Source organism: Pseudophaeobacter sp. TrK17 (genome assembly GCF_042192375.1).
GTDB lineage: Bacteria > Pseudomonadota > Alphaproteobacteria > Rhodobacterales > Rhodobacteraceae > Pseudophaeobacter.
Map to the genome: position 1 here is coordinate 2,088,285 of NZ_CP071700.1, position 24,193 is coordinate 2,112,477.

Genomic DNA, 24,193 nt, shown 5'->3' on the forward strand with positions numbered 1-24,193 from the left:
GAAGCCTTATTCCGCATTCAATTAGGGTCGCCTTCTAAGTACGCCCTTACCACTTCAACAACCCCCGTAGGATTGTCCCGCCATTCCCGTAAGGTGACGGTCACGGCCTTCCATCCAAAAGCTTCCAGCAAAATGGCACGTTCAGTCAAAACTTCTAAAGTGGCATGGGTCGCATAGGTCTCTTTGCTATCGATCAGAATGGCCAGCTTAAAGTCGGCTTCATCTGCCTGGCGGACGGCGACATCGACGCAAAAGCGGGACATGCCGTGGTTGACCACCGCAACAAATTCGCGCTCTTGCAAGGCTGCGGCAATCTGTTCTGCGGCCGCATTTACAGGTTTTTCGCTCCGGTCCGCATTGCTCATCACCGCCTTAAGCGCCAGACCTGCTCCTTGCTTATCTCCGGTTGAGGCAAGTTGCGCATACCGCAGGAAAGTCTTCAGCGCGTTGGCACCTGCATTATAGTCGTTGGTGATCTGCTCGGAGGTGATCGACGACACAACGACCATGTTTTCCTTCGCACGCGAAAAGATGACATTCAGACGCTTTTCGCCTCCGACCTTGTTGATGGGGCCAAAGTTCATCCGCATCTTGCCATTTTCCGGTGGAGCATAGCAGATCGACAGCAAAATGATGTCTCGTTCGTCGCCCTGCACATTTTCGAGGTTCTTTACGAAAAGCCCGATGAATTCGCCATCTCTTTCGCGTTCAAATTCAATTTCGAGCTTGCGAGAAAAGTCCTTGTCAGTACGTGCCAGATCTCTCAAAGCATTTTCAATCTCGGATTGCTGCGCCTCCGAGAAGGCAACGATGCCAATGGTTTTTTGACTTTTCTGAGCAAGGATGTCGCGCAGCAGATGGGCGATATAGCGCGCTTCTTCGGCGTTTCGCCGCAGGGCATAAACACCGTCATTGATCATATGGTAGGAAATCGGACGCGCCAAAACCTCGGATGCGGTTAGCGGAGGAGCCCCTGCGTCCAACACATCGATCTGAGGTTGCTGCTGCCGGTTGTGTGTAGCCGGAATGGTCAGCAATTGCCCGTTGTAAAAGGCCCCGTTAGAGAAGCTGATCAGCTCCTCGCTGCGCGATCGGTAGTGCCAGCTGAGCATGGTCGATTTCAAGCGTTCCGCCGCAAGGGTCAAAAAACTGTCCTGCTCCAACTCAAAGTTGAGATCTTCTTCAGCGTCATCAAACTCCTCGGCAGCGTCACTACTGCCAAAGAATCTCGACGGCGGCAGTTGCATCTCATCTCCCACAACGATGATCTGCGGCGCACGCATCAATGTTGGCACCGCATCTTCTACTGGAATTTGCGATGCCTCGTCGAAGATCACCACATCAAACAGATCGGAATCAAGTGGCAGGACATCCGCCACAGAAAGCGGGCTCATCAACCAGATCGGCTTGATGTCCGGTATCAATGCTCCGGCAGGACCACCTAACATTTCACGTGGCGACCGATAGGCGCGGGTCTTTTTGAATTCATGTTCTAATGCCCGACGCGCCTTGGCATAGGATGATTTGCGTGCCCGGTCTTCCATCGACAGGTTGCGATCCATTTCAGCAGTCAACGCGATATGGCGGTCAAAGGTTTCCATAGCGCGCAGTTCCAGCAGGGACGCATTGACCTCTTGAAGCGCCTTCCGGCTTTCTGCGATCTTTGTGCGCGCCCGTTCCAGCATGGAATGATCAATAGCTGTCAGGCCAGGGGTCTGGAGCAGGCTACGGCGCACCGTCTCTGACAGGATTTCTGCGTGCAACTGATCTGTGGGTAAATCGAGGTTGCGCAAACAATGCCAGATCGATGCAGGCGCTTCTGCCAGCGGCTGCAACATGAACTTCAGATCACGCAAATGCGGCCGACTTAGGGCGAGCGCATCAAGCGCCGGGGCCAAATCAGACAATGCCAATGTATCCAGCCCATCAATCAGACCGGTTGCCTCTTCCAACAGCCCTTCGACCACTGGAGCATGGCGGGCCAAAGCCAGCACCTGACGTTCCGAATTGGCCGGATCGCTCACCACCTTGGCCAGGATCGGATCTGCTGCGGCGCCTTCTGCCATTCTCCCTGCGGCCCGTTCCGCCACAATTGTGGATAGGGTTGCAAAATCGTAAAATCCATATCGCCCAGCAGCTTGCCGCTTGGTTTCAGCCAGGGCCTCTCTGGCTGTATGTTCAGCATCAAGCTGCGACAGCAGATCAACCACAGAGGGTGCAACTGCGGCATCCACCGTCCGGGTGCGTGCCGAAATGGTTTTCTTCAATTGCCGCCAAGGGCCAGACAGGAATGACAGGAACTTGCCTTCCTTGCCCTGCGCCAGCCGCAGCGCTGTTTTGGTTTCATCCGGGGTCAGTCTCTCGGTCCAGGCGGATGCTTTTTCAGTTGCTGCAGCCAAGGCACGCTTTTTCTCATCTACCAGACGCAATTCGCCTTTGAACTGGCGGCTTTCGCGGCTTGCAGGGTCCAGCAGGCCTAGTTGTCCCACCTCCGCCATTGCGGCAACACGCGCAGCAAACTGAATTTGCGCAAAGCCAGCACCCGCGGTGGTGATCTCACCAAACAGATCGGCATCTATCCCGCTCAACCGCTTGGCGCGTGACGCCAGATTTGCGGCCCGTTCCGGCACCTGATCCAGGGTCTTGTCATCCGCCCAAAGTGCCGGGGTCAACAGTCTTTCGGGCCGTTGCGACAGACACTGCCCCCCTGCCAAGCCTTTGGTTCCGGTCAGCGCGCGGTCTACCGCATCCTCATACTCCAACCAATCGGACAGATCAGGCAACAGGTCCCGATCATTATCATCCAAACCCATGGCAGGGGCGCTCAGCGCGCGGTCAGTCACGGAATAAAGCGCTTCATTGGTCCCAACCGCAGCGGAGGTCATGGCCTTGATGTGCACGCGCACATCAGCCAGCGCTTCTGAAATACGTCGTAGCAGTGCCGTACGTTCATCCGTCAGCATGGCCATTGTCTTTGGACGAGCGTCACTGGTCCAGCGCGTGTAGATATCTTCCAGTTCTTGAATGAAATCGCGCTTGTTTTGCTGACTGTCGTGCACAAGACTACACAGAGCCCCAAGGCCCACGCCCGTCAAACGGTTGAACACCACATCAAGAGCGGCGCGTTTTTCACAAACGAACAGCACACGTTTCCCTTGCCCGATGAAGTCCGCAATCAGGTTGGTGATGGTCTGTGATTTGCCCGTACCCGGCGGGCCCTGAATGACATAGCTTTCCCCACTGCGGGCATTCAGAACCGACTTTTCCTGACTGGGATCCATTTCGATGACTGGATAGCGGTGTTCCGGTTTGGGCAGGTTAGGAATGCTGCCGGTATCAAAATTGCGGTCATTGAAGAGCAGATCAAAGGTCGCATTTGGCGGCAACTCACCTGCCAAGACGGAATCATAATCCCGCACCAGCGACATTTTTCGATAGTTAAAGTTGGCAAGGGTTACCGAGCAAAGATCAAAGCTCCAGTTAAAACGTCCATCAGTGTCCTGTGCCGCAGAAAAGGTTGTCGCCTCACGTTCTGTCATCGCAGGGTCGACCACGTGAGAGGTACTGAACATCCGCGGCAGTGCGCGCCCCATCACGGCTTGATTGGGAGCCTGTGCGGGGGTAACATATTCTTTGAATAGCTGTAGCCCCAGCGGGTTAAATCCCGGATGCTCATAGGAATAGCGCAACCCAGATCGCGCCCGCCTGCCTTTAACCATGCCAACGCGGCGCTTGTTAAACTGATCTAGTCGGCGGCGCACCTTCTGGTGCAATACCTTGATGCGTGGTTTGTCGGCATATTCCAGGCGTACACCGGGCTCGCTGGACAAAATCTGGGTCTCGATAAGTTGATAGAGATCCTGCAGAGCCTCCGGTTGGGACATATCCACCGTTCTGGGCAGTTTGATGCCAAACAGCTTTTCCAGCGCAAAGGACAAGGCCGGATTGACCTCGGCCACTGTATCAAGCGCTTTTAGGGTGAAGACATCCTTTACCCCCTTGCGGCGCTTCAATTCTGCCCGCAGCAACAGCAGCGGCGAGGAAATCGGCACATGCGGGTCGTTCTTCAAATCATACCAACGCAGGAATACGGGCACCAAGCGTAGTGGAGCTGCGCCATATTCCCGCTCAACCCGCGCACTTTCTGAGCGTAGCTTGGACAGGACTGATGGCGCAAACTGCATCTCTTCAAATCGAATGTAATCCCGCAAGGCAACTTCTTTGCCCGACAGCAGCATTTGCATGGCACGGCCATCGGCGGTGAACAGTTCTTCGGATTTGATCGCCTGAAAATTCATCACCAAAGGCACGGATGTTTCTGTCAGGTTCAATTCGGTCGAGACAGGCTTGTGGTAGATCAGCCGATTGCGCCTGGTCATATCATATAGCCGGGCGCGCAAACGCTTAAGCAACTCACCTCTGGGCAAATCGGCCTCTGCCCCGAATGAAGCACTCGTTGTCAGTTCATTGTCAAAAACCGACCCGATCATGCGATGGTTTTCAAACGCGCGGATCAGGGTGGGCATGTCCTGTGCTCGGTTAAACCGTTCCAACTCAGTCATGCGCTCGATCGCGCGACAGATCACCGGGCTAAGCCGATTGTTCAACTGGGCCAGATCACTGCGATAGCGGGTAAAGGTTTCGAGCTGTTCCTTCTGCCGAAAGTCAAGACCGGTCGCCAGCGAACCGATGATCATTCCCAGCCCATAGATATCAGTGATCGGGTCGTGATGGCCCGCTTCGATTTCCCAGGATCGGTACTGGGTCAAAAAACACGGGCTGGCTTCGGCATCCTCTGCAACTTTTGCGTCATGCACTTCTGTGCCGATTGCATCATCAGAAGTCACCCTGAGCTCACTCACGACCTTGATGCCGCTCTTGGCCTGCAGATCCTTGCGGCTGCGAACTGCGCGGGCCGATGCCGGTGCTCTTGCTTCCGACTGAATAAAGAACAGATGGCCATGATCCGTTTTTAGCTTAGCCAGGGGAAACAACGGAGCCACTTGCCCGGCATCATGCGCCTCTGCGACCTGCTGCATCAGGGGCAAAACGGCGGCCAACAGGTCCTCATTCCCGATTGAATGCGTTTCATTCCAGCTTTCAAGAAGCTCAAAGAAACCATGTTTGGCAACATCAATCATTGGGCACCTCCACAAGCGCCTTGCGCAGTGACGCTAGCTTTTTCTTGGGCACACCAAGGTCTTTGATGATGCGCGGGGTAATCGCATCCGACAGCCCGTACATGTCGGCAAACTGCATTGCCTCCAACAAGGGTTCGTCTTCAAGATCCGGATCCGCCGCTGCAAAATCTAGCAGAACCGATGCCATGTAATCCTTCACATCCTCGCTTGCCTCAGTCAGGCGGGACAGGTCCGTGTCTTCGGATGGGATCGTTGTGCGGTCAAAATCTGGGAAGTAGGCGCGGGCGTGCGCCTCGATCTCCTCAGACTGAGCCCAATCGGCGCTCAGAAATTTCTGGATCATCAGGCGCGTCAGATCGGTCAGTTTGCGCTGTGCCAGCAGGTCCAGCCGTTCCAACCGATCATCACCTTCCACCAACTTCGGAAGACGCGCGTCGGCGGTCTCTTTGTCCTTGGCCCAATCGGCAAGAGCAATCGCACGGATGTAGGTTTCAGGATGTGTCCCCCCCTGCGAGCCGTCCTTCTTGTTCAGATCAAGCGCCTCCGCTGCCTGTTCGAGATAGGTTTCAACCGAAAACTTCTTCAGCCCGGACCCAACCTTGATCAGCAAGGAAATTGCTGCATCCCGGTCCTCACAGACCATAAGCCCGACCCGGTCAGCAAAAATCTCCTGATAGATCTGCGACAGCCAGAGCGACTGCAGATGCGCAGGGTGTGATCCGTTTTCGCCGCAAATCCACCCCAGCATCCGATCAGCCGTGAAATACCGCCCATCCTCGCGGGTCTTGTGCAGGTAATGCGCCATCTCATGGCCTAGCAGGCTGCGCAACTCAGCGTCGCTGAGGATATCAATGGTCTCGCCCTCGAACATGATGTTGATCTCATTGGGAGTATAGATCAACGCAGCATTCCGGTGAGTTCCCGTGCCCTGGAAAAGGTTGAGCGGCACGTCAATCGCAAGCGTTTCTTTCACTTCGCCCGCGATAGCAAACAATCTGTCATGCGACCCTGCGTCCAATCGCACTGCATTTTTCAGCAACATCAGTCGGTTTTCATCAAAGGCCTGTTCTGTCAATTTATCAGAGGCAAACCAGGCCCAGATATCGGCCTCTTCGTGCTGCAAAAAATCGGCGAGCGCGTTGTGGTAATTCAGGAATGGCGGGATTTCGGACAAAGGCTTTTCTCGCGTAAGAACTGAATGGTCTGGTCAAAAATGAAGAGAGCATAATATTGCCCACCCATGGCAATAAGGAACTGACCAACCATCATCAAGCCGCAAGAGGCTCCTGACCGGGGACAACAGTCCCAGTCTTGCCCAAATTTTGCAATAATCGCGCAGAGGCCCAGCCAGGAAGCACCGTCGCGTAATTGTTTTCATGATGCCTCTCATGTTTGGATGTCAAACAGGAGGGGGGAGAGCAGCAGCCAACTGCCGAGCTCTCCCTTTTGCAGTTTCTACCGGGCTTCAATTTCGGCTATCATGGCTGCGCCGATTTCCGAGATCACCTGATTGCGCAGCGCAATGTCGGCATCGCTTTCGGTGATGTAGACAGCCGCCATGTAGGGGCCGCCGGCCGGCGGCTCAATAAAGGCGACAATGCCGCGGGAGCCGTGGCCGCCTGCACCGGTCTTGTCACCGATAACCCACCCCTCCGGCAGATGAGCCCGGATCAGTGCATCGGCGACCTTATCGTCTATCATCCATTGGCGCAGATGGGCTGCGGAGGCAGGCTTGAGGATATCGCCATAGAGCAGGGCCTCAAGCGTTTTTAGAATTCCGGAAGGCATCGCCGTATCCCGCGGATCCCCCGGCGCCGCCTCGTTGAGCTCTGTTTCCCAGCGATCAAGACGGGTGGTCCGATCACCGGTTTCGCGCAGAAAACTTGTGAGGCCGGCCGGGCCGCCAATCGCATCAAGCAGCAGATTGGCGGCGGTGTTGTCGCTGAGCGTAACTGTGGCCTCGCAAAGCTCCGCAATTGTCAGGCCGCCAGCCAGATGCTGTTTGGTGACCGGAGAATAGGTCACCAAGTCACTCTCATCGAAATGAATGCGCCGGTCCAGGTCTTCTTCTCCGGCATCAACGCGGGCCAGAACCGCACCGCAGAGAAGCGATTTGAAGGTGCTGTTCATGGGGAAGCGCTCCTGCGGGCGCAGAGCAATTTTCCAATCCGATGAGGTGTCGTGCAGTACGGCACCGATGCGTGCATCCAGGCGGTCTTCCCAGGCAGTCACAACCGTTTCCAGTCCCTGTGCTGCCAAGTCACACGCGGTTGCGAGCGTGATGGCGCTGCCAAGTGCGAATAGTCGCAGCAGTTCGCAGGATTGTTTTTTCATTGGTCTTCTCCGTGTTTTCAGGTTTCAAAAAAACGCACTGACCTATCCGCTCCGCAGGGTGAAGCGGGCGGTCTCTTGCAGATCTTCAGGGCGCCGCGGCAGGCGGCGGACGCCCCTTGGCATTGCTTCATGTCATGGGGTGCGGGCTATTCGCTTCCAATATCCAGCGCAAACGACTAATAGTCAGATGCTGCATTAGAAAAAGTAATGACTATGGATCGGCCCAATATTCCCCTGAACGCTTTGCGCACCTTTGAGGTTGCCGCCCGGCAGGGCAGTTTCACCAATGCAGCGGTCGAGCTGTGCGTGACCCAGGCGGCGGTAAGCCATCAGATATTGCGGCTGGAGGACCAGCTTGGCATCAAGCTGTTTCACCGCACGCCGAAAGGGCTGCTCCTGACATCCGAAGCGGAGGCGCTGCTGCCGGTACTGACCTCCAGCTTTGACCGTATCGGAGGCGTTCTGGACCGCTTTCTGGATGGCCGGTATCAGGAGACACTCAATGTTGGCGTCGTGACCACCTTTGCCGTTGGCTGGCTGGTTGACCAGCTGCCCGGGTTCGAGCAGCGGTACCCGGGGATCAGCATTCGCCTGTTCACCAATAACAACCGGGTGGACATTGCGCGCGAGGGTCTGGATCTTGCAATCCGTTATGGCCACGGGCGTTGGCCGGGGCTGACGGCACAGCCCTTGATGGAAACCCCGCTTACCCCGCTTTGCAGCCCCTCGCTTGCCTGCCGGCTGGATGGGCCCGATGCGCTGGCACACCAGGTGCTGCTGAGATCCTACCGCTCCGACGAGTGGCCGATCTGGTTTCAGGAAGCGGGTGCAAAATGTCCCAAACTTGACGGCCCGGTCTTTGATTCCTCGATCGCCATGGCGGAACTGGCAGCAAAGAGTATGGGCGTGGCACTATTGCCCTACAGCATGTTTCAGGCGCAGTTGGCCGATGGCCGCCTGACGCGTCCCTTTGACGTGGAGATCGCAACCGGCAGATACTGGGTTACCCGTCTGGCCTCCAAAGAGGTATCCGCCGCAGCCATGGCATTTGAATCCTGGCTTGCAGAGACGGCGCAATGAGTGGCGATAATCGCGTTGCCCTGGCAAGCGGCTGATACTCGGTAGAGGGACATTCCACGGCGATCGGGAACCGCACACGGCAGACCGAAGAGGTCAAAGTCCTCCTCCACTATACGCTAACAGGGCATAATAAAATTTGGGTTTTGAAGAACTTTTCCCGCCTGACGTTTCTGAGATGAAGCCGACAAAACTGGCAGCCCTCAGCCTCGACAGCGAAAACATTGATTTCTTTTCTGGTTCTGGATCGTTCAATGTGATCGGCAAGGCTGTGGCGAGCGAAGAGGAAGATTGGGATTTCTAACGCGAAGGGGCGCCAGTCAGCGCCCCTTTGGTGTTTTAAAACTCAACCTCAACCTTACCAATTGGGTTGGAGCAGCAAGCAAGTATGTATCCCGCTGCGATGTCATCGTCTGAAATGCCGCCATTGTGTACCATATGCACTTCGCCGGAGGATTTCTTGACCTTGCAGGTTCCACAAAGCCCGAAGGTACAGCCCGATGGGATATTCAGGCCAGCATTGCGCGCAGCTGCCAAGACAGTATCCGTTTCTGCAACTTTTGCGGTAACGCCGGAAGTGGCAAAGTGGATTTCTGCGCTGGTGTCACTGTCCAGCACAACGTCATCCAGATCAGGTTGGTCGGCTTCAGTTTCAACCGGGGCGCCAAAGCTCTCTTGGTAATAATTGTCCATATCAAATCCAAGACCGCCCAGAGCTTCGCGCACGGCCGTCATGAAGGGCTCAGGCCCGCAACAATAGACCTCACGATCCAGATAGTCCGGTGCCATTAAGCCCAGCATCAACTGGTTGAATTGTCCCTGATAACCAGTCCAGGGACGATATGGATCGGGGTCTTCCACCACAAATTTCAGATCAAGCCCCGGGGTGCGGCTGGCCATTTGTTCCAAGCGTTGGCGGAAGATGATTTCAGAGGGGCGTTTGGCACAATTGATGAAGACAACATCCAATTCCCGTCCTTCGTCCCACATGCAGGTGGTCATCGACATCATAGGGGTGATGCCTGACCCTGCCGAGATAAACAGATAGCGGCGGGCCGTGCTGTTGGAGTTGCTGAACACTCCCGCTGGTCCTATCGCCTTGATGCGCATGCCAGGTTGCAAGTTGTCCAGCATCCATCGCGTGCCAATGCTGTCTGCCTGGGCCTTGGCAGTGATGGTGATCGAGCGCGGGCGCGACGGCGAAGAAGAAATAGTATAGGTGCGGTGCACTACTCCGCCCGGCTGATCTGGCGCCGGGATTTCGAGCGTCAGGAACTGCCCGGGTTCATAGGAAAATAGCGCCCCGGAAGGCGCCCGAAAGCTGAAGCTTGCGGTATGTGGCGCCTCTGGCACCACCGAAACACATTCCAGTGATTCACTGTCTTTCCAAACAGGTACAGCGGAAACAAGGTCTTTCATGTCGCTCACTCCGCCGCCAGGGCATCAGGTGCCAGTCGTTCCGCCAGTGTGGCGCAGTACCACTCCACAAATTGCAAAACACCAGACTCCTGGGTTCCGGAATAGGGACCGGGCACATAGGCTGGGCTGTTGATGCCTTGTTGGTTGTCTTCGACCACCCGGCGGTCTTCATCATTTGTGGCGACCCAAACTTCGGTCAGGCGCTGTAGATCATAATCAACACCTTCCACCGCGTCTTTGTGGACAAGCCACTTTGTGGTTACTTCGGTTTCTGTTGGGCTGATTGGGGTGACGCGAAACACCAAAGAGTGGTCCGCAAGGAAATGGTTCCAGGTTGTAGGATAGTGGAATTTCAACAGAGACCCAGCATCGGCAAAGGGCGCACGTCCCAGCCAACGGCGGACCGCGACCTTTCCATCCATGGTATAGCTTTCAGCACCCTCTTTCAGGGGCATCCGCGCCAGTCTGTGCTGTCCGCCCTCATCCAGATGGAAGCGCGACGGCAGCCCTGCGGCCTCGCAGCGGTCAAAATGTGCCTGTAGATGGGCAGGTGTTTCACCCCCCTCGATGCCGGTGACCGCGGGATCATCCGGGAAGCTCCGGCAAAGGGCAGGATGATTGCCGCCACAATGATAGCATTCGCGATTGTTTTCCCAGACCAGTTTCCAATTGCCGTTTTCGACAATAGAGCTTTCGAAAGCGACTTTTGCCTGTCCCAGGTCATGGGGTTCGAGGTAGGGGCGGGCAATCGCTGCAAAGCTTTCAAAATCCGGGGCTTCGTCAGCCAGGCAGATATAGACTAACCCAGCAAGCTCGCGGCAATGCACCGTTTTCAACCCGTGTTGTTTGGGGTCAAAATCCGGCCCCATATCGCGGGCCCAAAGCAGTGAGCCGTCTAGCTCGTAGGTCCACTGGTGATAGGGGCAGACCAGTTTGGGCGCGTTCCCTTTTGCGGCCTTGCAAATGATAGAGCCCCGATGGCGGCAGGTGTTGTGGAAGGCACGGATCTGGTTGTCCGCACCGCGCACAATGATCACACGATATGCCCCTATGGTGTGGGTGACGTAATCGCCAGGTTTCACCAATTCACAGGCCGCAATAGCAAAGAGCCACTCGCGATAGTGGATGGCTTCCAGATCGGCCTGAAAGACCTCAGGGTCGGTGTAAAACGCCTGTTCCAATGCATGTTTTGGGTTTCGACGGGCCAATAGGCTTTGAATGTTATTCACTTCTGGCTCTCCTGCCGCGCCCCGCGGCCTTGTTTGGGCTGATGGCATGAGAGAACAGTCCGGAGGCGCGAGGATCACGTCCGAAAACCGAGCCCCCACCGCCACCCGCGGTTTGACATATCTGCAAGGCTGGTTTCCGGACTTGGAAGAGGTTTGCACCCGGTCACGGCACCTTCCCGGGATCCTCCTCCCAGTGGCGATTGCCGAACCTGATCTTCCTTACCGTTGCGGGGGCAGTGTCGGATTTTCACCGATTTCCCAATTCTCCACCCTCCCGGCAGGGAAGGCAGCACCTTGCAAGAAGAGTTTATTGTGCGGGCGTCGATTTTCTAAGTTGTGAACGACTTCTTTGTGTTCAAAACCGTACTGTTTCCGAGAAAGAACATTCAAGAATTCGAAGAGGAAATGGAGGTGCTGTATCTAAGGCACGGTAATCCCCCCATTTTTAATTGGGTCCAGCCGTAGAATTCACGCAGCCGTTTTCAGTTTCATGGCGGGTGTCATGCCGCCGATGCCCATGTTGGGTCGCTCGTTGTTGTAAGTCCAGAGCCATTGTGTTGCCTGGTCCTGTGCCTCCTCGATGGTTTCGAAGATGTATTGCCCCAGCCATTCGCCACGAACGGTGCGGTTGTAGCGCTCGATATAGGCATTCTGTTGGGGCTTACCGGGCTGGATATATTCGAGCCGCACATTGCGTTTCTCAGCCCATTCCATGAGCTTCCCGCTGACGTATTCTGGGCCGTTGTCCACACGAATAGCTTGGGGCTTTCCGCGCCACTCAATGATCTGGTTCAGCGCACGCACGACACGTTCAGCAGGCAGCGAGAAGTCGACCTCAATAGCCAGTCCTTCGCGATTGAAGTCATCCAAGACGTTTAATGCCCTGATCGACCGGCCATCCGCCAGCTGATCCGCCATGAAGTCCATGGACCAAGTTTCATTTGGTCTTTCAGGCACAGCCAGTGGTTCCGGCTTGTCCCGCTTCAAGCGTTTCTTCGGCTTGATACGCAGGTTCAACGCCAGCTCACAGTAGACCCGGTAGACACGTTTATGGTTCCAGCCATAGCCCTGCACGTTGCGCAGATACAAAAAGCACAGGCCGAAGCCCCAGGTCCGCTTGTTAGCCGTCAAGCGTTCAAGCCAATCTGCGATCTCTTCGTTGTCATCGCTCAGCACAGGGCTGTATCTATAGCAGGTCTCGCTGATCTCGAACGCACGGCAGGCCAGAGCTATGCTGACCCCATATTGCGCAACTGCATTCATGGCCATCTCTCGCCGATGAGACGGCCTTAACGCTTTTTTCCAAGCGCTTCTTTCAGCAGGTCGTTTTGCATGCTCATCTCGGCATACATGCGCTTCAGACGACGGTTCTCTTCCGCCATATCCTTCATCTCGGAAATCAAGGACGCGTCCATGCCGCCAAACTTGGCCCGCCATTTGTAAAAACTCGCGCTGCTCATTCCGTGCTCGCGGCAAAGCTCAGAGACCGACACACCGCCCTCCGCCTGCTTCAACACTGCCATGATTTGCGCGTCGCTAAATCGTCCATTCTTCATCATAAATCTCCTCAGATATCTTGCCGAGAAAATTCTACTTTGGAACACCACTATTTTTAGGGGGGATTACCGGTCGGCTATGCGGGACGAAGTTGCCGTCTACGTTCGAAGCTTACTCAGCCTCCGATTAAACATTCCGCTGATCGACAATTGAACTTAGGCCAGTCTCACCGAGTTCAAATTCAAGGTACTCGGCAAGTACCCGGGCTGCGTTCTGATCGCCGAGAAGAGCCGCCGCCGTCATTAAATTTTGGAACTTTTGCTCGTTGCGTTCGACATCATCCCCATGACGATATGCCCATGCAAGATCAACGAGGGAAGCTCTATGCCACATCGACGCTAGAACCTTAAGCTCCTGTATTCTCCGAAGATCAAGGGCTTCGCCGGTTTCGTTGGGATCAATCGAAAAGCTGCATGCGAGATAGCGGGCGTCCAAATCACCTTCTCTCAGGAACGGCTCAAGTCCCTTGGCGAGTGTTGATAGTTCACCTTCATCGAAGAGGGATTGAAACTTAATAGCGTCTGATTTGTTCATATTGGAACGCGTATCAGATCATCAGACGTTTGCATAAGAAATCCGCTACTGTGCACCCGTGTTGTCTACACATGTGGATGTCAAAGTGGGCTCACAGCCGCTATTGAAGCTGACGCAGCAACCGAAGATGACACTGCGAGATCAACCGTTGGAGACGGCCCTGGCCGGCCTTTGGGCGACTAGCCAGGTTCTGCGTTGCTGCTTCACCAAACCAGCCATTCGACACGTTGTGCAGCATTTTAGTTGGCCGGAGGGCAGGACTGCGGGACAAAGGGTGAATTCGCTGCAGGTTCTATGAATGGCGGCTATAGAAAATGAAACCCAATGGATCCAGATGGTTCGTTCAAGTTACTAGTGTTTTGCGAGAGTCTGACGGAAGCTCGCCAAATTGATGTCGGTAGTTTTGTGCAAGTCTGCTCAAATGCCAGATGCTGAAATCTGCGGCAACATCGCCGATACAGGCCTTCTCGTTTTCAGGCCGCAATAGTGCAGAACGAAATTCATTCAATTTTACAATTTGAATATACGCAGCCGGGCTATGACCTAGGGCCCGTGGACATTCAGGATTCCCAACCGGTCTGAATTCTGATTCAAGCTTCCAAAATGGAGGTTTGAATGAACGAAGAGCGGTTTGTGTTGACAGATGACGTCTGGCTTCGCCTCGCGCCGCACTTGCCTGGCAAGGAGGGCGATGCGGGTGTGACGGGCAAGGATAATCGTCTGTTTCTCGAAGCCGTGCTATGGCGTGTGCGGACAGGGTTGCCGTGGCGTGACCTGCCTGCTTATTTCGGCAACTGGAACAGCGTGTTCCGACGGTTTCGCAGATGGGCTGAGGGCGGCGTATTCGAGCGAATTTTCAAGGAAATCAGTGGGGATCCAGATTTCGAATACGCAATGATCGACGGCACGATTGTTCAGGCTCACCAGAAGGCGAGCGGCGCAAGGGGGGGACTCAAAATCAAGCCATCGGGCGGTCGCGTGGCGGATTGACCACCAAGATCGTTGCTTTGGTCGACGCCCTAGGAAACCTGGCTGACTTCGTACTCCTGCCTGGTCAGGCTCACGACATGAAGGGCGTCGAACCGCTCATCGATGGCGTGGCCTTTGATGCTCTCTTGGCCGACAAGGCATTTGATGCCGATTGGCTGCTCACAGAACTCGATGCGCGCGGTGCCACCGCCATCATCCCACCGAAAGCGAACCGCAAGTTCCTGCGCGATTACGATAAACACGCCTACAAATGGCGGCACTTGATCGAGAATTTCTTCGCAAAGATCAAGGAATTCAGAGCCATAGCGACCCGGTACGAGAAAACAGCGTCCAGCTATGCTGCCAACTGGCATCTCGCAGCTGTCATCATCGCTTCAAGATGAATGTCCACGGGCCCTAGTTTACTTCGAAATATACGTTCCAAGTGGCGCCGTGAAACGGAAAACTCCTCAGCAAGTTGATCTGGTCCAACTGCGATGCCTCGACGGTTTCGGATATGGTCACGGATACATCGGACCAATCCCACTGACGTTTCGGTTTTGTGAAGTTTCGAGACTGAACCTGCTGTCTGCGGGTGAGCCACAATCCCCGCCAACAATTCGCACAGCGAACGCTTTGCACCCAACTCCGTTCCGGCTGATAGATCGTTGCCTTGCTGCAAACGGAGTCGGCGGACAATGAACGTAATGATCTGCCGTAACAGGCAAACACAGTCCGGGTCGCGGATAATGGATGTTTGGTGGCGGAGCTTAGTTAAAGCTGTATCAGCCTCAAAACCGTCATGAACCAATTGTTCAAATGCAATATGGTCAATGCTTACAACACAAAAGCGTGTCTGAGGCGTGCAACGAAAATCAAACGAATGACCGGGTGGCAGGAATAAAATATCCTCACCCGTAAAGCTATTGTTTCCGAGATGTCCGAAGTTCGTGGGGTCCATGAAGAAAATAAACCCGTACCGGTCAGATGGTGACGCTCCCCATTGGTCCAAGGTTTGGTTGAATGTCTCGAAGTACAACGCAACCTGTTCGCCCAACAAAACTGTCCGGAACTGGCCTTGGTATTTTCCACGGCTTATTTGATGGTACTTTTGATCATGGTCAGTCAGGCACGCTGCCTGTTGGTCAATGTTTTCGAACTGCATATCTTGGATCGCAAACCTCACGTCGGCGGATTCTGGATATTTCAGCCCTGACTCAGTGACTTCACCCAACATTTGCCCATTTCCTTGTGCGCATTCTGGATAACCGCGTGGCAGATGCGGGGGTATCCTTTGGTTCACAAGACATTGATACACAACATGGAGGGAAAGTCATGTCGCGAAAAAATATCCTCGGTTCATGCCTTGCGGCAACGTGCGCTGTTTCAGCAGGCGCAGCACTGGCTGGCGACTATTTGGAAGTAGAGCCGGGCGTTGAAATTTACTACGAAGTTCAGGGGGAAGGGCCTGCGCTGGTACTGGTTCCGGGTTGGACATTTACGACCGAGGTCTTCGCAAACCAATTCGGCGCGTTTGCCGACACATATCGCGTGATCTCTTTTGATCCGCGCAGTCACGGTCGTTCAACGGTAACGTTGGAAGGCAACAACTATACGACCCAAGGGGCAGACTTGAAGGCATTGCTGGACCATCTCGGCGTTGAGAACCCGGCACTTGTCGGGTGGTCATTCGGGTGTCTAACCACCTGGGAGTTTATCAAGGTCAATGGTGTCGAATCCGCTGCGGCGCATATGTGCATTGACCTCTCCCCCACACCGCTTACAGGGGTTGACGGTGATTGGGCCGAAGGCTCAGTTGCCGATATCGCGGGTTTTTATCAAGCCGTTCAAACCTCGCAGGGCCATCGCGATGTCATCAACTGGTACGCGGATGAAGTGATGATAGAGCAAGATTACACATCTGAGCTTTCGCAGTGGGTTGTTGACCAGTCCATGAGCTCACCGCCTTGGGTGGCCTCTGCATACTTAGCAGCAGGTATGTTCAGCAACTATATGGCGACAGCCAAAGAGATCGACGCGGCAATGCCATCAAGCTTCGTCGTGGCAGATCACTGGGCGGACACTGCAGTGGCCTACGTCAACGTAAACCTGCCAAATAGCCAAGTAGACTCTTTTGGCGGTCACATGATGTTTTGGGAATATCCAGAGCAGTTCAACCCCATTCTTGGTAATATGCTCGACAAAATAAAATAGTTTTGTGTAGCACGAAAAGGCGCTCGGTTCCCTGTTAGACGGGGGATCGAGCAATTGGCTAACCAGTGTCTCTTGTTCTCGAAACTGGACATTCCGCCACTGTGCAGCATCAATCAACCCGCATTTCCCAAGTAACTTGACGTTTTCGCGCCTCCAACGGCCACTAATGTGTTATATTTCAGTATGTTAATTTGGCTGAAGGTGGTGGATTATGGATCACCCAGAGGGTGCACGCGAAACGGGTGATGGGCGGCTCAGTTTTGACCGCCGGGTCCGGCTGGAGTTTCATGGTTCCAAGATCAGCTCGGACGGTGGATTACTGTTGTTCAGGGAATTGGATGAAGTGCTCGGCCTGCACGACATTGCGGGCGGATTTCTGAGAGACACGCGAACTGGCCACAATCGCCTGCACTCACTGGTCGGCTTGTTGCGCCAGTCGGTCTTTGGGCGGCTGGCCGGATATGATGATGTTAATGACGCGGACCGTTTATCGCTTGATCCGGTGATGCGGCAGGTCGTTGGAGGGCGTGCCGTTGAGGCCAAGGCCGCGTCTGCGAGCCAGATGGGACGGTTCGAGACCGAGGTGTTGGCGGCAACCGACAATCGCACTGTGCTGGCGGATTTATCAGGACACTGGATCGACCGGGTTCACAATCGCAAACCGCCCAAGTGGATCACGCTCGACATGGACAGTTCAGTCAGTCCCACCCACGGCGCGCAAGAAGGCACCGCTTGGAACGGGCATTTCGGCTGCATGTGCTATCACCCGCTGTTCGTCTTCAACCAGTTTGGCCATTTGGAACGCTGCGCCCTGCGCCCCGGCAATGTTCACAGCGCAGATGGGTGGGAAGAGGTTCTGAAGCCCGTCATCGCGCGATATGCGGATCGTCACCTGATGCGGTTCTTCCGGGGGGATGCTGCGTTCGCCATCCCGGAGCTATACAAAACTCTGGAACTGGAAAACTATTTCTACGCCATCCGCCTTCGGGCCAATCGCGTTCTTCAGGGCAAGATTGCGCATCTGCTCAAGCGCCCTGTGGGTCGTCCGCCAAAAGGCGTGAAGCGCATCTACGGCGACTTCCAATATCAGGCGGCATCTTGGGACAAACCTCGTCGTGTCATCGCCAAGGTGGAATGGCATCCCAGCGAGTTGTTCCCGCGCGTGGGCTTCGTGGTCACCAACATGCCGATGGAACCCGACTGGATCATCCGCTTCTACAACCAACGCGGCACCGCCGAGCAATACATCAAGGAAGGCAAGCAGGCGATCAACTGGACCCGTTTGTCCTGCAAAGGCATGGCGCAGAACGAGGTGCGGCTGCAACTCCATGCACTGGCTTACAATATCGGTGCCTTCCTACAGGGCACTGATCTACCTGATGAGATAGCCGACTGGTCACTGACAAGCCTGCAGACGCGATTGATCAAGATTGGTGCGAGGGTTGTGCGTCACGCCCGTGCAATCACCTTCCAACTGGCCGAGGTGGCTGTCAGCGGCGATCTGTTCAACCGCATCCTTGCGGCCATACATCGGCTGCGCGCACCGCCGGTTCCCTAATGACAACATCGTTAATCATAAAACCTGAACAAAAGCGGCTCAACCGGTCTATCCATACGGGGGTCGGTCAGACCAATATCCGGATCAACCTCGCCCCCGAGACCGGAAATCGTGCTCAGTTCGCGCGTCAGATGCCCGAACAACGGCACCATGGGTCCAAGAGGCTTGATAGGAGCGCAGAACAGCGGCAAGGTGGGCGGGAGGACGTTCCACTTGGGGAATGTCAGTTCAAGAGAACTGAACTGCGGCATTTGGAGTGTCCGCTTTCAGCGAGATGGGCGGGCTCGTGTTGCACTCGCAGCGAACATCTCCTTTCCACCCTCTGTGTAAGCGCCTGGCCGATCGCTGCACTTAGCATGAATGTCTCGAAAGGGCTGAAAGCAGCCGCTAACGCCATTTGGAACTGAGCTGCCGACGCTCGTCGCGAGCCAGAGCAGAGAAGTATAGCGATGCCCATTTTGAAACCTGTCCGGGAGCGTGTCGCCCGCATTCTGTATAAGTTGAATTTCCTTGACCCAGACAATGGAGGAGGCGCCCATGTGGCACTCTTTCCCGCCGGAAGGCACCACAGCTCTAAGAGTAATGCTACGGCCCCAAGGTTGGGAAGAATTGAGGGGCGTGCCCCAGGAGCTTGGCTTCGAGCAGTTTAAAACCCCTTTAAACGGCCTTTAAAGACAGCCGCAGCTGGACATTTTAAACGGTTCGGGATGCTCTATAAGTGAGTTTGAAGTGGGAAGTGTCCCGTACTGCAATGGGAAGTGTCCCAAACTCACCTCGAAATTGGCACTAAAGGTGGGTGGCCTCGGGTTCAGTTCTGACATATAAAACAGGGCGTTCGTCTAGAAAGTTTTGCTGCAATGGGAAGTGTCCCGCACTGCAAAACGAAGTGTCCCGCTACACCCGCACTGCAAAATGAAGTGTCCCGCTACAGTCCCGCTACACTTATTATTGCAACACCACTTTGCGCCCACGCTGCTTGCTCTTGTGGCTTCGGCACGCTATTAAATAAACGACCGTTCAATTCATACACGCCAGGGAGGACAGGACGTGGATTTTGCTTTGACCGAGGAACAGACCGCGATTTTTGATATGGCTCATGCATTTGGCCAGGAAAATATCGCGCCTTTTGCACGTCAGTGGGAATCTGAGGGCACCATCCCCAAAGAGCTGTGGCCGCGAGTGGGCGAGCTTGGCTTTGGCGGGCTGTATGTCAGCGAAGACAGCGGCGGCTCCGCCCTGACGCGGCTGGACGCCACATTGGTATTTGAAGCCCTGTCGATGGCCTGCCCGTCGGTGGCGGCCTTTTTGTCCATTCACAACATGTGCGCCAAGATGCTGGACAGCTTTGCCAGCGACGAAATGAAGGCGCGGATCATGCCGGATGTTTTGTCACTGAACACCGTGCTCAGCTATTGCCTGACCGAGCCGGGCTCTGGCTCTGATGCGGCTGCGCTGAAAACCCGCGCGGAAAAGACCGACCAAGGTTATACACTGAACGGCAACAAGGCCTTTATTTCGGGGGGGGGCTATTCCGACGCCTATGTCTGCATGGTGCGCACGGGGGACGACGGTCCCAAGGGCATTTCCACCGTCTATGTCGAAGACGGCACTGCGGGGCTGTCCTTTGGCGGGCTGGAAGAAAAGATGGGCTGGAAAAGCCAGCCCACCGCCCAAGTGCAGTTTGATGATTGCAAGATCCCCTCCAACAACCTGGTTGGCGAAGAGGGCAAGGGCTTCAAATACGCCATGATGGGGTTGGATGGTGGACGCCTGAACATCTCCTCCTGTTCTTTGGGGGCCGCCCAGACCGCGCTGAACCTGACGATGAAATACATGTCCGAGCGCAAGGCCTTTGGCCAAAGCATCGACCAGTTCCAGGGGCTGCAGTTCCGCCTCGCGGATATGGAAATTGAACTGCAGGCGGCACGTGTCTTTTTGCGGCAGGCGGCCTGGAAGCTGGATCAAGGTGCCCCCGATGCCAGCAAGCATTGCGCCATGGCCAAAAAATTCGTGACCGAGGCGGGATCTAAAATCGTCGATCAATGCCTGCAGCTACATGGCGGCTACGGCTACCTGGCAGACTACGGCATCGAAAAGCTGGTGCGGGATCTGCGGGTGCACCAAATCCTTGAGGGCACAAACGAGATCATGCGGGTGATTGTGGCGCGCCACATGCTGGCCGAACACAGCTAAGCCCAGTACACATAGGCCAACATACCTAAGGCCCGTACAAACCAGGCCCGTTCACTTCAGGCCAGAACACGTCGCCCGGTTCAAGCCTCTCACGGCCGGTAATCAGCTGCCCAGGTCCAGGGCAACAGGTTACCGGATGTTTGACCCGGGCAAACTGCGAGGAAACTATGAGCGATATCAATATCCGTGTGACCGGTAAGGCCGGTCGCATCACCCTCACCCGCGGCAAAGCCCTGAACGCGCTGTCTTATGACATGTGCATGGCCATTGACGCCGCCCTGCGCCAATGGGCCAGTGATGACGCGGTGAACCTGGTGGTCATTGATGCAGAGGGGGAAAAGGCTTTCTGCGCCGGCGGCGACATTGCCGAGCTGTATGACACTGGCACCGCAGGCGATTATGCCTATGGGCGCAAGTTCTGGAGCGACGAATACCGCCTGAACGCGCTCATCTTTGAATATCCCAAACCGGTGGTCAGCTTTCTGCAGGGCTTCACCATGGGCGGGGGCGTCGGCATTGGCTGCCATGGCACCCACCGTGTGGTGGGCGACAGCAGCCAGATCTCCATGCCCGAAGTCGGCATTGGCCTGATACCCGATGTGGGCGGCTCTTTGATGTTGACCTTGGCGCCGGGGCGTCTGGGCGAATATCTCGGCACCACCGCCGCACGCATGAAGGCCGCAGACGCGATCTATGCCGGGTTTGCCGATTTCTACATCCCCGAAAGCTTTTGGCCGGTACTGATCAACGGGCTGCAAAAAGACGGCGATCCGGCAATTTTGCAGGTGGCGTCGCAAAAACCACCTGCGGGCACATTGGGACTCCAGCAAGCCGAGATCGACCGCTATTTTGCTGGCGAAACCCTGTCCGACATCCTGACTGTGCTAAAGGCCGAGCCCAGCGATTTTGCAGAAAAGGCGCTGAAGACAATGGGGCGCAATGCGCCGCTCTCCATGGCCTGCACGGTCGAGCTGCTGCACCGGTTGCGCGACAGCAATCTGAGCATTCGAAAGGCGCTGGAGCATGAATACCGCTTCACCTATCGCGCCATGGACAAGGGCGACTTTCTCGAAGGCATTCGTGCCCAGATCATCGACAAGGACCGCCAGCCGAAGTGGCAATATGCAGAGCAGGATGTTCCCGCCAGCGCCGTCAGCCAGATGCTGATGCCGCTGGGTGCAGACGCCCTGGTTTTTGAGGAGGAATAACACATGAAAATCGGATTTATTGGTCTTGGCAATATGGGCGCCCCTATGGCCGCCAATCTCGCCAAAGAGGGCCACGAGGTTCTGGGCTTTGACATGGCCAGCGTCACGATTGCGGGCGTCTCCATGGCCGGGTCTGCCGCTGAGGCTGCAACCGGCGCTGATGTGGTGATCACCATGCTGCCCAATGGCCAGATCCTGCGCGCCGTTGCCGCTGAGGTGCTGCCTGCCATGCAGGCAGGTGCTGCCCTGGTGGATTGCTCCACCGTGGATGTGGATTCCGCCCGAGCTGTCGCTGAACAGGCCGCGGCCGCAGATCTGTTGTTTGTCGATGCGCCAGTATCCGGCGGCATCGGTGGTGCCGCTGGGGGCACCTTGACCTTTATGGCTGGCGGCAGCGCCGCAGCCTTTGCCAAGGCGGCCCCGCTGTTTGATATCATGGGCCAGAAGGCGGTGCATTGTGGCGAGGCCGGTGCCGGCCAGGCCGCCAAGATCTGCAACAACATGATCCTCGGCGTGACCATGATTGCCACCTGCGAAGCCTTTGCGCTGGCCGACAAACTGGGTCTGGACCGGCAAAAGATGTTCGATGTGGTCTCCACCTCTTCGGGCTATTCCTGGACCATGAATGCCTATTGCCCTGCCCCCGGTGTTGGCCCGCAGTCCCCCGCCGACAACGATTACAAGCCAGGGTTTGCGGCGGAACTGATGCTCAAGGATCTGCGTCTCAGCCAGCAGGCCGCCGAAAGTGCCGATGCTGACACCCCGATGGGCGAGCTGGCGCAGGCATTGTATAGCAAGTTTGTCGAAAGCGAAGACGGGCTTGGCATGGACTTTTCTGCCATGCTGCCCCGTTTTGAAAAGCGCAGCCGTAGCTAAACCAAGCCTCTTGCAAGCCCTGGCGTAAAGCGCCTTTTGCCCGGTCCGGACCTGCCTCTTTCAACACTGAGGCACCTCCGGGCCGGGCGTTTTTATGTGCGCCACATAAAGGCGTCGGCCAATGGTCTTGACCCCAACCAGATTCAAAAACTGTTCAATTTTATTAAAATTCAGAAAATGGGCACCGGGATTCCACATTTCAGTCCAAGTTCGCAGCCACACCGGAGGCTGGGCCACAGCAATTTTGCGGCCCCTTACAGGGTGCAGGATTTCACATGCCTACGGCGACAGAACTCGATATCAATACCTCCGCCACAGCCGACCAGATGGCGCAGGAGATCTTTGGCGACGGCACCACCGTTGTCAGCGCCAGTTATTCCGGTGATGCCGCCTCCTCGGGTATCTATAGCGGCGCCGATACAACTGTGGCAGGCGTTGCCCCTGCCGATAGCGGCGTCATCCTGTCTACCGGCCATGTAGATGATTTTACCAACAGCTCCGGCAGCACCAATACCAATACCTCCGGCAATACCAGCACCAATACCAGCGGCACCAATGGCGACAGCGACTTTAACGCCATTGCCGGGTCCGCCACCTATGACGCCGCCTTTATGGAGATCGACTTCATTCCCGACGGTGATGTGCTGACGCTGGATTTTGTGCTCTCCTCCGAAGAATACCCCGAGTTCTCCAGCTCGCAATACAACGACGTGGTTGGCGTTTGGGTCAACGGGGTACAGGCACAAGTCTCCATTGGCGATGGATCTGCCTCAATTGGCAACATCAACCAAAACGACACCGAAAACATCTATGTCGACAACACCGGCGACCAGTACAACACCGAAATGGATGGGTTCACCATTACCCTGACCTTTACCGCCCCGGTAACTGCAGGTGTACTGAACTCGATCAAGATCGGCGTCGCAGATGTATCTGACAGCAACTATGACACCAATCTTCTGGTTGCAGGCGGCTCGGTCCAGACCGCCTTTGTTGCCCAGGACGATCAGGTCGACATGAGCTATAACGCCACCAAAACAGTGGATGTTTTGGCCAATGATACCAGTTCTGCCGGTGGCACCCTGACCGTCACCCATATCAATAACATTGCAGTCTCGCCTGGGGATACAGTGACCCTGGCCACCGGTCAGCAGATCACTTTGAACCCGGACGGCACACTCGAGGTGCAATCTGACGGCGATGATGAGACCGTAAATTTCACCTACACCACCCAAAATGACAGCGGCGACAGCGACACCGGGCTGGTCGAGATCAACCAAGCCCAGGCCTGTTTCATGGGCGGCACCCGGATTGAGACAGATCAGGGCCCCATCGCGATTGAGAACCTGACGCCGGGCATGATGATCCAGACCTATGATCACGGGTTTCAGCCGCTGCGCTGGATTGGCCATAGCCGGGTTCCGGTCACCCCTGCAACCGCGCCAATCCGCTTTGCCAAGGGGCAGTTTAACGCCGACGCAGATCTTTGGGTCTCCCCCAACCACCGAATGCTGATCACCGGCCAGTTTGCCGAACTCTTGTTTGGCGAAGCTGAAGTGCTGGCCAAGGCCAAGGATCTGGTCAACGACGCCGGCATTCGCCCCGATTTCAGCCTTAAGATGGTCGACTATTATCACCTGCTGTTTGACCAGCACGAGATCCTCACCTCCCATGGGGTATTGAGCGAAAGCTACCACCCCGGCCCGCAGACAACAGCCGGTTTTGATGCCGAAACCCAGGCCGAACTTTTTGCCCTGTTTCCAGAGCTTTGCCCGCAAACCGGCGCTGGCTATGGCTTTGCCGCGCGCCTTGCCCTGCGCCGACACGAGACCAAATTCCTAAACCACTGCCTATCGTCCTAAGAACCAGCGCCAATAGGCGGTA

The 24,193-nt window shown here is 55.7% G+C and carries 18 protein-coding genes, 1 pseudogene and 1 riboswitch; of the genes and pseudogenes, 9 read left to right on the forward strand and 10 right to left on the reverse strand.

Annotated features, from left to right (window positions below; all coding sequences use genetic code 11):
* Nucleotides 1-17 precede the first annotated feature (17 nt).
* From JZI28_RS09765 to bla, 3 genes are all read right to left on the reverse strand, one after another.
* A complete protein-coding gene (locus JZI28_RS09765) occupies nt 18-5,141 on the reverse strand; it encodes an AAA domain-containing protein (RefSeq protein ID WP_375700002.1) in 5,124 nt (1,707 codons plus the stop codon).
* Complete coding sequence (locus JZI28_RS09770) at nt 5,134-6,315, reverse strand: hypothetical protein (RefSeq protein ID WP_375700003.1); 1,182 nt, start codon at nt 6,313-6,315, stop codon at nt 5,134-5,136. The genes JZI28_RS09765 and JZI28_RS09770 overlap by 8 nt, the downstream gene beginning before the upstream one ends.
* Before the next feature lie 281 nt (nt 6,316-6,596).
* Complete coding sequence (bla, locus tag JZI28_RS09775) at nt 6,597-7,475, reverse strand: class A beta-lactamase (RefSeq protein ID WP_375700004.1); 879 nt, start codon at nt 7,473-7,475, stop codon at nt 6,597-6,599.
* Between the two features lie 207 nt (nt 7,476-7,682).
* Between bla and JZI28_RS09780 the strand changes: the two genes are divergently transcribed.
* Together JZI28_RS09780 and JZI28_RS09785 are read left to right on the forward strand one after the other, a co-directional pair.
* On the forward strand, nt 7,683-8,555 hold the full coding sequence (locus tag JZI28_RS09780; protein WP_375700005.1) for a LysR family transcriptional regulator: 873 nt from the start codon (nt 7,683-7,685) through the stop codon (nt 8,553-8,555).
* A 136-nt stretch (nt 8,556-8,691) separates the two neighbouring features.
* Nucleotides 8,692-8,856 (forward strand): hypothetical protein, encoded by a 165-nt coding sequence (locus JZI28_RS09785; RefSeq protein WP_375700006.1) that lies wholly within the window; start codon nt 8,692-8,694, stop codon nt 8,854-8,856.
* A gap of 35 nt (nt 8,857-8,891) precedes the next feature.
* On the opposite strand, the gene JZI28_RS09790 is transcribed toward JZI28_RS09785, so the two are convergent.
* The 5 genes from JZI28_RS09790 to JZI28_RS09810 all read right to left on the reverse strand — a co-directional run bounded on the left by JZI28_RS09790 (nt 8,892) and on the right by JZI28_RS09810 (nt 13,799).
* Complete coding sequence (locus JZI28_RS09790; RefSeq protein ID WP_375700007.1) at nt 8,892-9,971, reverse strand: 2Fe-2S iron-sulfur cluster-binding protein; 1,080 nt, start codon at nt 9,969-9,971, stop codon at nt 8,892-8,894.
* A gap of 5 nt (nt 9,972-9,976) precedes the next feature.
* Nucleotides 9,977-11,200, reverse strand: a complete 1,224-nt coding sequence (locus JZI28_RS09795; protein ID WP_375700008.1) for an aromatic ring-hydroxylating dioxygenase subunit alpha — start codon at nt 11,198-11,200, stop codon at nt 9,977-9,979.
* Nucleotides 11,201-11,309: 109 nt separating this feature from the next.
* Nucleotides 11,310-11,512, reverse strand: a riboswitch (cobalamin riboswitch).
* A gap of 156 nt (nt 11,513-11,668) precedes the next feature.
* Nucleotides 11,669-12,756, reverse strand: a protein-coding gene (locus JZI28_RS09800) for an IS3 family transposase (RefSeq protein ID WP_375700009.1) whose coding sequence is annotated in 2 segments (ribosomal slippage) — nt 11,669-12,495 and nt 12,495-12,756 — 1,089 coding nt in all. Because the reading frame shifts where the segments join, the coding sequence is not laid out codon by codon here.
* A gap of 127 nt (nt 12,757-12,883) precedes the next feature.
* Nucleotides 12,884-13,291, reverse strand: coding sequence for a hypothetical protein (locus JZI28_RS09805; RefSeq protein WP_375700010.1), 408 nt, complete (start codon nt 13,289-13,291; stop codon nt 12,884-12,886).
* Nucleotides 13,292-13,634: 343 nt separating this feature from the next.
* Nucleotides 13,635-13,799 (reverse strand): hypothetical protein, encoded by a 165-nt coding sequence (locus JZI28_RS09810; RefSeq protein WP_375700011.1) that lies wholly within the window; start codon nt 13,797-13,799, stop codon nt 13,635-13,637.
* Nucleotides 13,800-13,906: 107 nt separating this feature from the next.
* On the opposite strand from JZI28_RS09810, the pseudogene JZI28_RS09815 reads away from it, so the two are divergent.
* Nucleotides 13,907-14,664, forward strand: a pseudogene (locus JZI28_RS09815) (IS5 family transposase).
* Here the strand turns inward: JZI28_RS09815 and JZI28_RS09820 are convergent.
* Nucleotides 14,616-15,497: a hypothetical protein gene (locus JZI28_RS09820; protein WP_375700012.1), complete on the reverse strand. Its 882-nt coding sequence runs from the start codon at nt 15,495-15,497 to the stop codon at nt 14,616-14,618. The pseudogene JZI28_RS09815 and the gene JZI28_RS09820 overlap by 49 nt on opposite strands.
* Before the next feature lie 98 nt (nt 15,498-15,595).
* On the opposite strand from JZI28_RS09820, the gene JZI28_RS09825 reads away from it, so the two are divergent.
* On the forward strand, nt 15,596-16,474 hold the full coding sequence (locus tag JZI28_RS09825; protein ID WP_375700013.1) for an alpha/beta fold hydrolase: 879 nt from the start codon (nt 15,596-15,598) through the stop codon (nt 16,472-16,474).
* A 211-nt stretch (nt 16,475-16,685) separates the two neighbouring features.
* Nucleotides 16,686-18,032, forward strand: coding sequence for an IS1380 family transposase (locus JZI28_RS09830; RefSeq protein ID WP_040176196.1), 1,347 nt, complete (start codon nt 16,686-16,688; stop codon nt 18,030-18,032).
* An 11-nt stretch (nt 18,033-18,043) separates the two neighbouring features.
* On the opposite strand, the gene JZI28_RS09835 is transcribed toward JZI28_RS09830, so the two are convergent.
* Nucleotides 18,044-18,283: a hypothetical protein gene (locus JZI28_RS09835; protein ID WP_375700014.1), complete on the reverse strand. Its 240-nt coding sequence runs from the start codon at nt 18,281-18,283 to the stop codon at nt 18,044-18,046.
* Between the two features lie 796 nt (nt 18,284-19,079).
* Between JZI28_RS09835 and JZI28_RS09840 the strand changes: the two genes are divergently transcribed.
* The 4 genes from JZI28_RS09840 (at nt 19,080) to JZI28_RS09855 (ending at nt 24,171) form a co-directional block, all read left to right on the forward strand.
* Entirely contained in the window at nt 19,080-20,225 is a 1,146-nt protein-coding gene (locus JZI28_RS09840) for an acyl-CoA dehydrogenase family protein (RefSeq protein ID WP_348150364.1), read from the forward strand.
* 167 nt (nt 20,226-20,392) lie between these two features.
* Entirely contained in the window at nt 20,393-21,433 is a 1,041-nt protein-coding gene (locus JZI28_RS09845; RefSeq protein ID WP_375700015.1) for an enoyl-CoA hydratase/isomerase family protein, read from the forward strand.
* Between the two features lie 3 nt (nt 21,434-21,436).
* Entirely contained in the window at nt 21,437-22,309 is an 873-nt protein-coding gene (gene mmsB / locus JZI28_RS09850) for a 3-hydroxyisobutyrate dehydrogenase (protein WP_375700016.1), read from the forward strand.
* A gap of 275 nt (nt 22,310-22,584) precedes the next feature.
* Complete coding sequence (locus tag JZI28_RS09855) at nt 22,585-24,171, forward strand: choice-of-anchor L domain-containing protein (RefSeq protein ID WP_375700017.1); 1,587 nt, start codon at nt 22,585-22,587, stop codon at nt 24,169-24,171.
* The last annotated feature ends 22 nt before the right edge of the window (nt 24,172-24,193 follow it).

Bases quoted from the DNA above. Each gene is read 5' to 3' on its own strand.
- JZI28_RS09830 (WP_040176196.1), top strand. From the start codon at position 16,686: ATGGATCACCCAGAGGGTGCACGCGAAACGGGTGATGGGCGGCTCAGT.
- JZI28_RS09765 (WP_375700002.1), bottom strand. From the start codon at position 5,141: ATGATTGATGTTGCCAAACATGGTTTCTTTGAGCTTCTTGAAAGCTGG.
- bla (WP_375700004.1), bottom strand. From the start codon at position 7,475: ATGAAAAAACAATCCTGCGAACTGCTGCGACTATTCGCACTTGGCAGC.
- JZI28_RS09845 (WP_375700015.1), top strand. From the start codon at position 20,393: ATGAGCGATATCAATATCCGTGTGACCGGTAAGGCCGGTCGCATCACC.
- JZI28_RS09805 (WP_375700010.1), bottom strand. From the start codon at position 13,291: ATGAACAAATCAGACGCTATTAAGTTTCAATCCCTCTTCGATGAAGGT.
- JZI28_RS09835 (WP_375700014.1), bottom strand. From the start codon at position 18,283: ATGCCGCAGTTCAGTTCTCTTGAACTGACATTCCCCAAGTGGAACGTC.
- JZI28_RS09790 (WP_375700007.1), bottom strand. From the start codon at position 9,971: ATGAAAGACCTTGTTTCCGCTGTACCTGTTTGGAAAGACAGTGAATCA.
- JZI28_RS09825 (WP_375700013.1), top strand. From the start codon at position 15,596: ATGTCGCGAAAAAATATCCTCGGTTCATGCCTTGCGGCAACGTGCGCT.
- JZI28_RS09855 (WP_375700017.1), top strand. From the start codon at position 22,585: ATGCCTACGGCGACAGAACTCGATATCAATACCTCCGCCACAGCCGAC.
- JZI28_RS09780 (WP_375700005.1), top strand. From the start codon at position 7,683: ATGACTATGGATCGGCCCAATATTCCCCTGAACGCTTTGCGCACCTTT.
- mmsB (WP_375700016.1), top strand. From the start codon at position 21,437: ATGAAAATCGGATTTATTGGTCTTGGCAATATGGGCGCCCCTATGGCC.
- JZI28_RS09820 (WP_375700012.1), bottom strand. From the start codon at position 15,497: ATGTTGGGTGAAGTCACTGAGTCAGGGCTGAAATATCCAGAATCCGCC.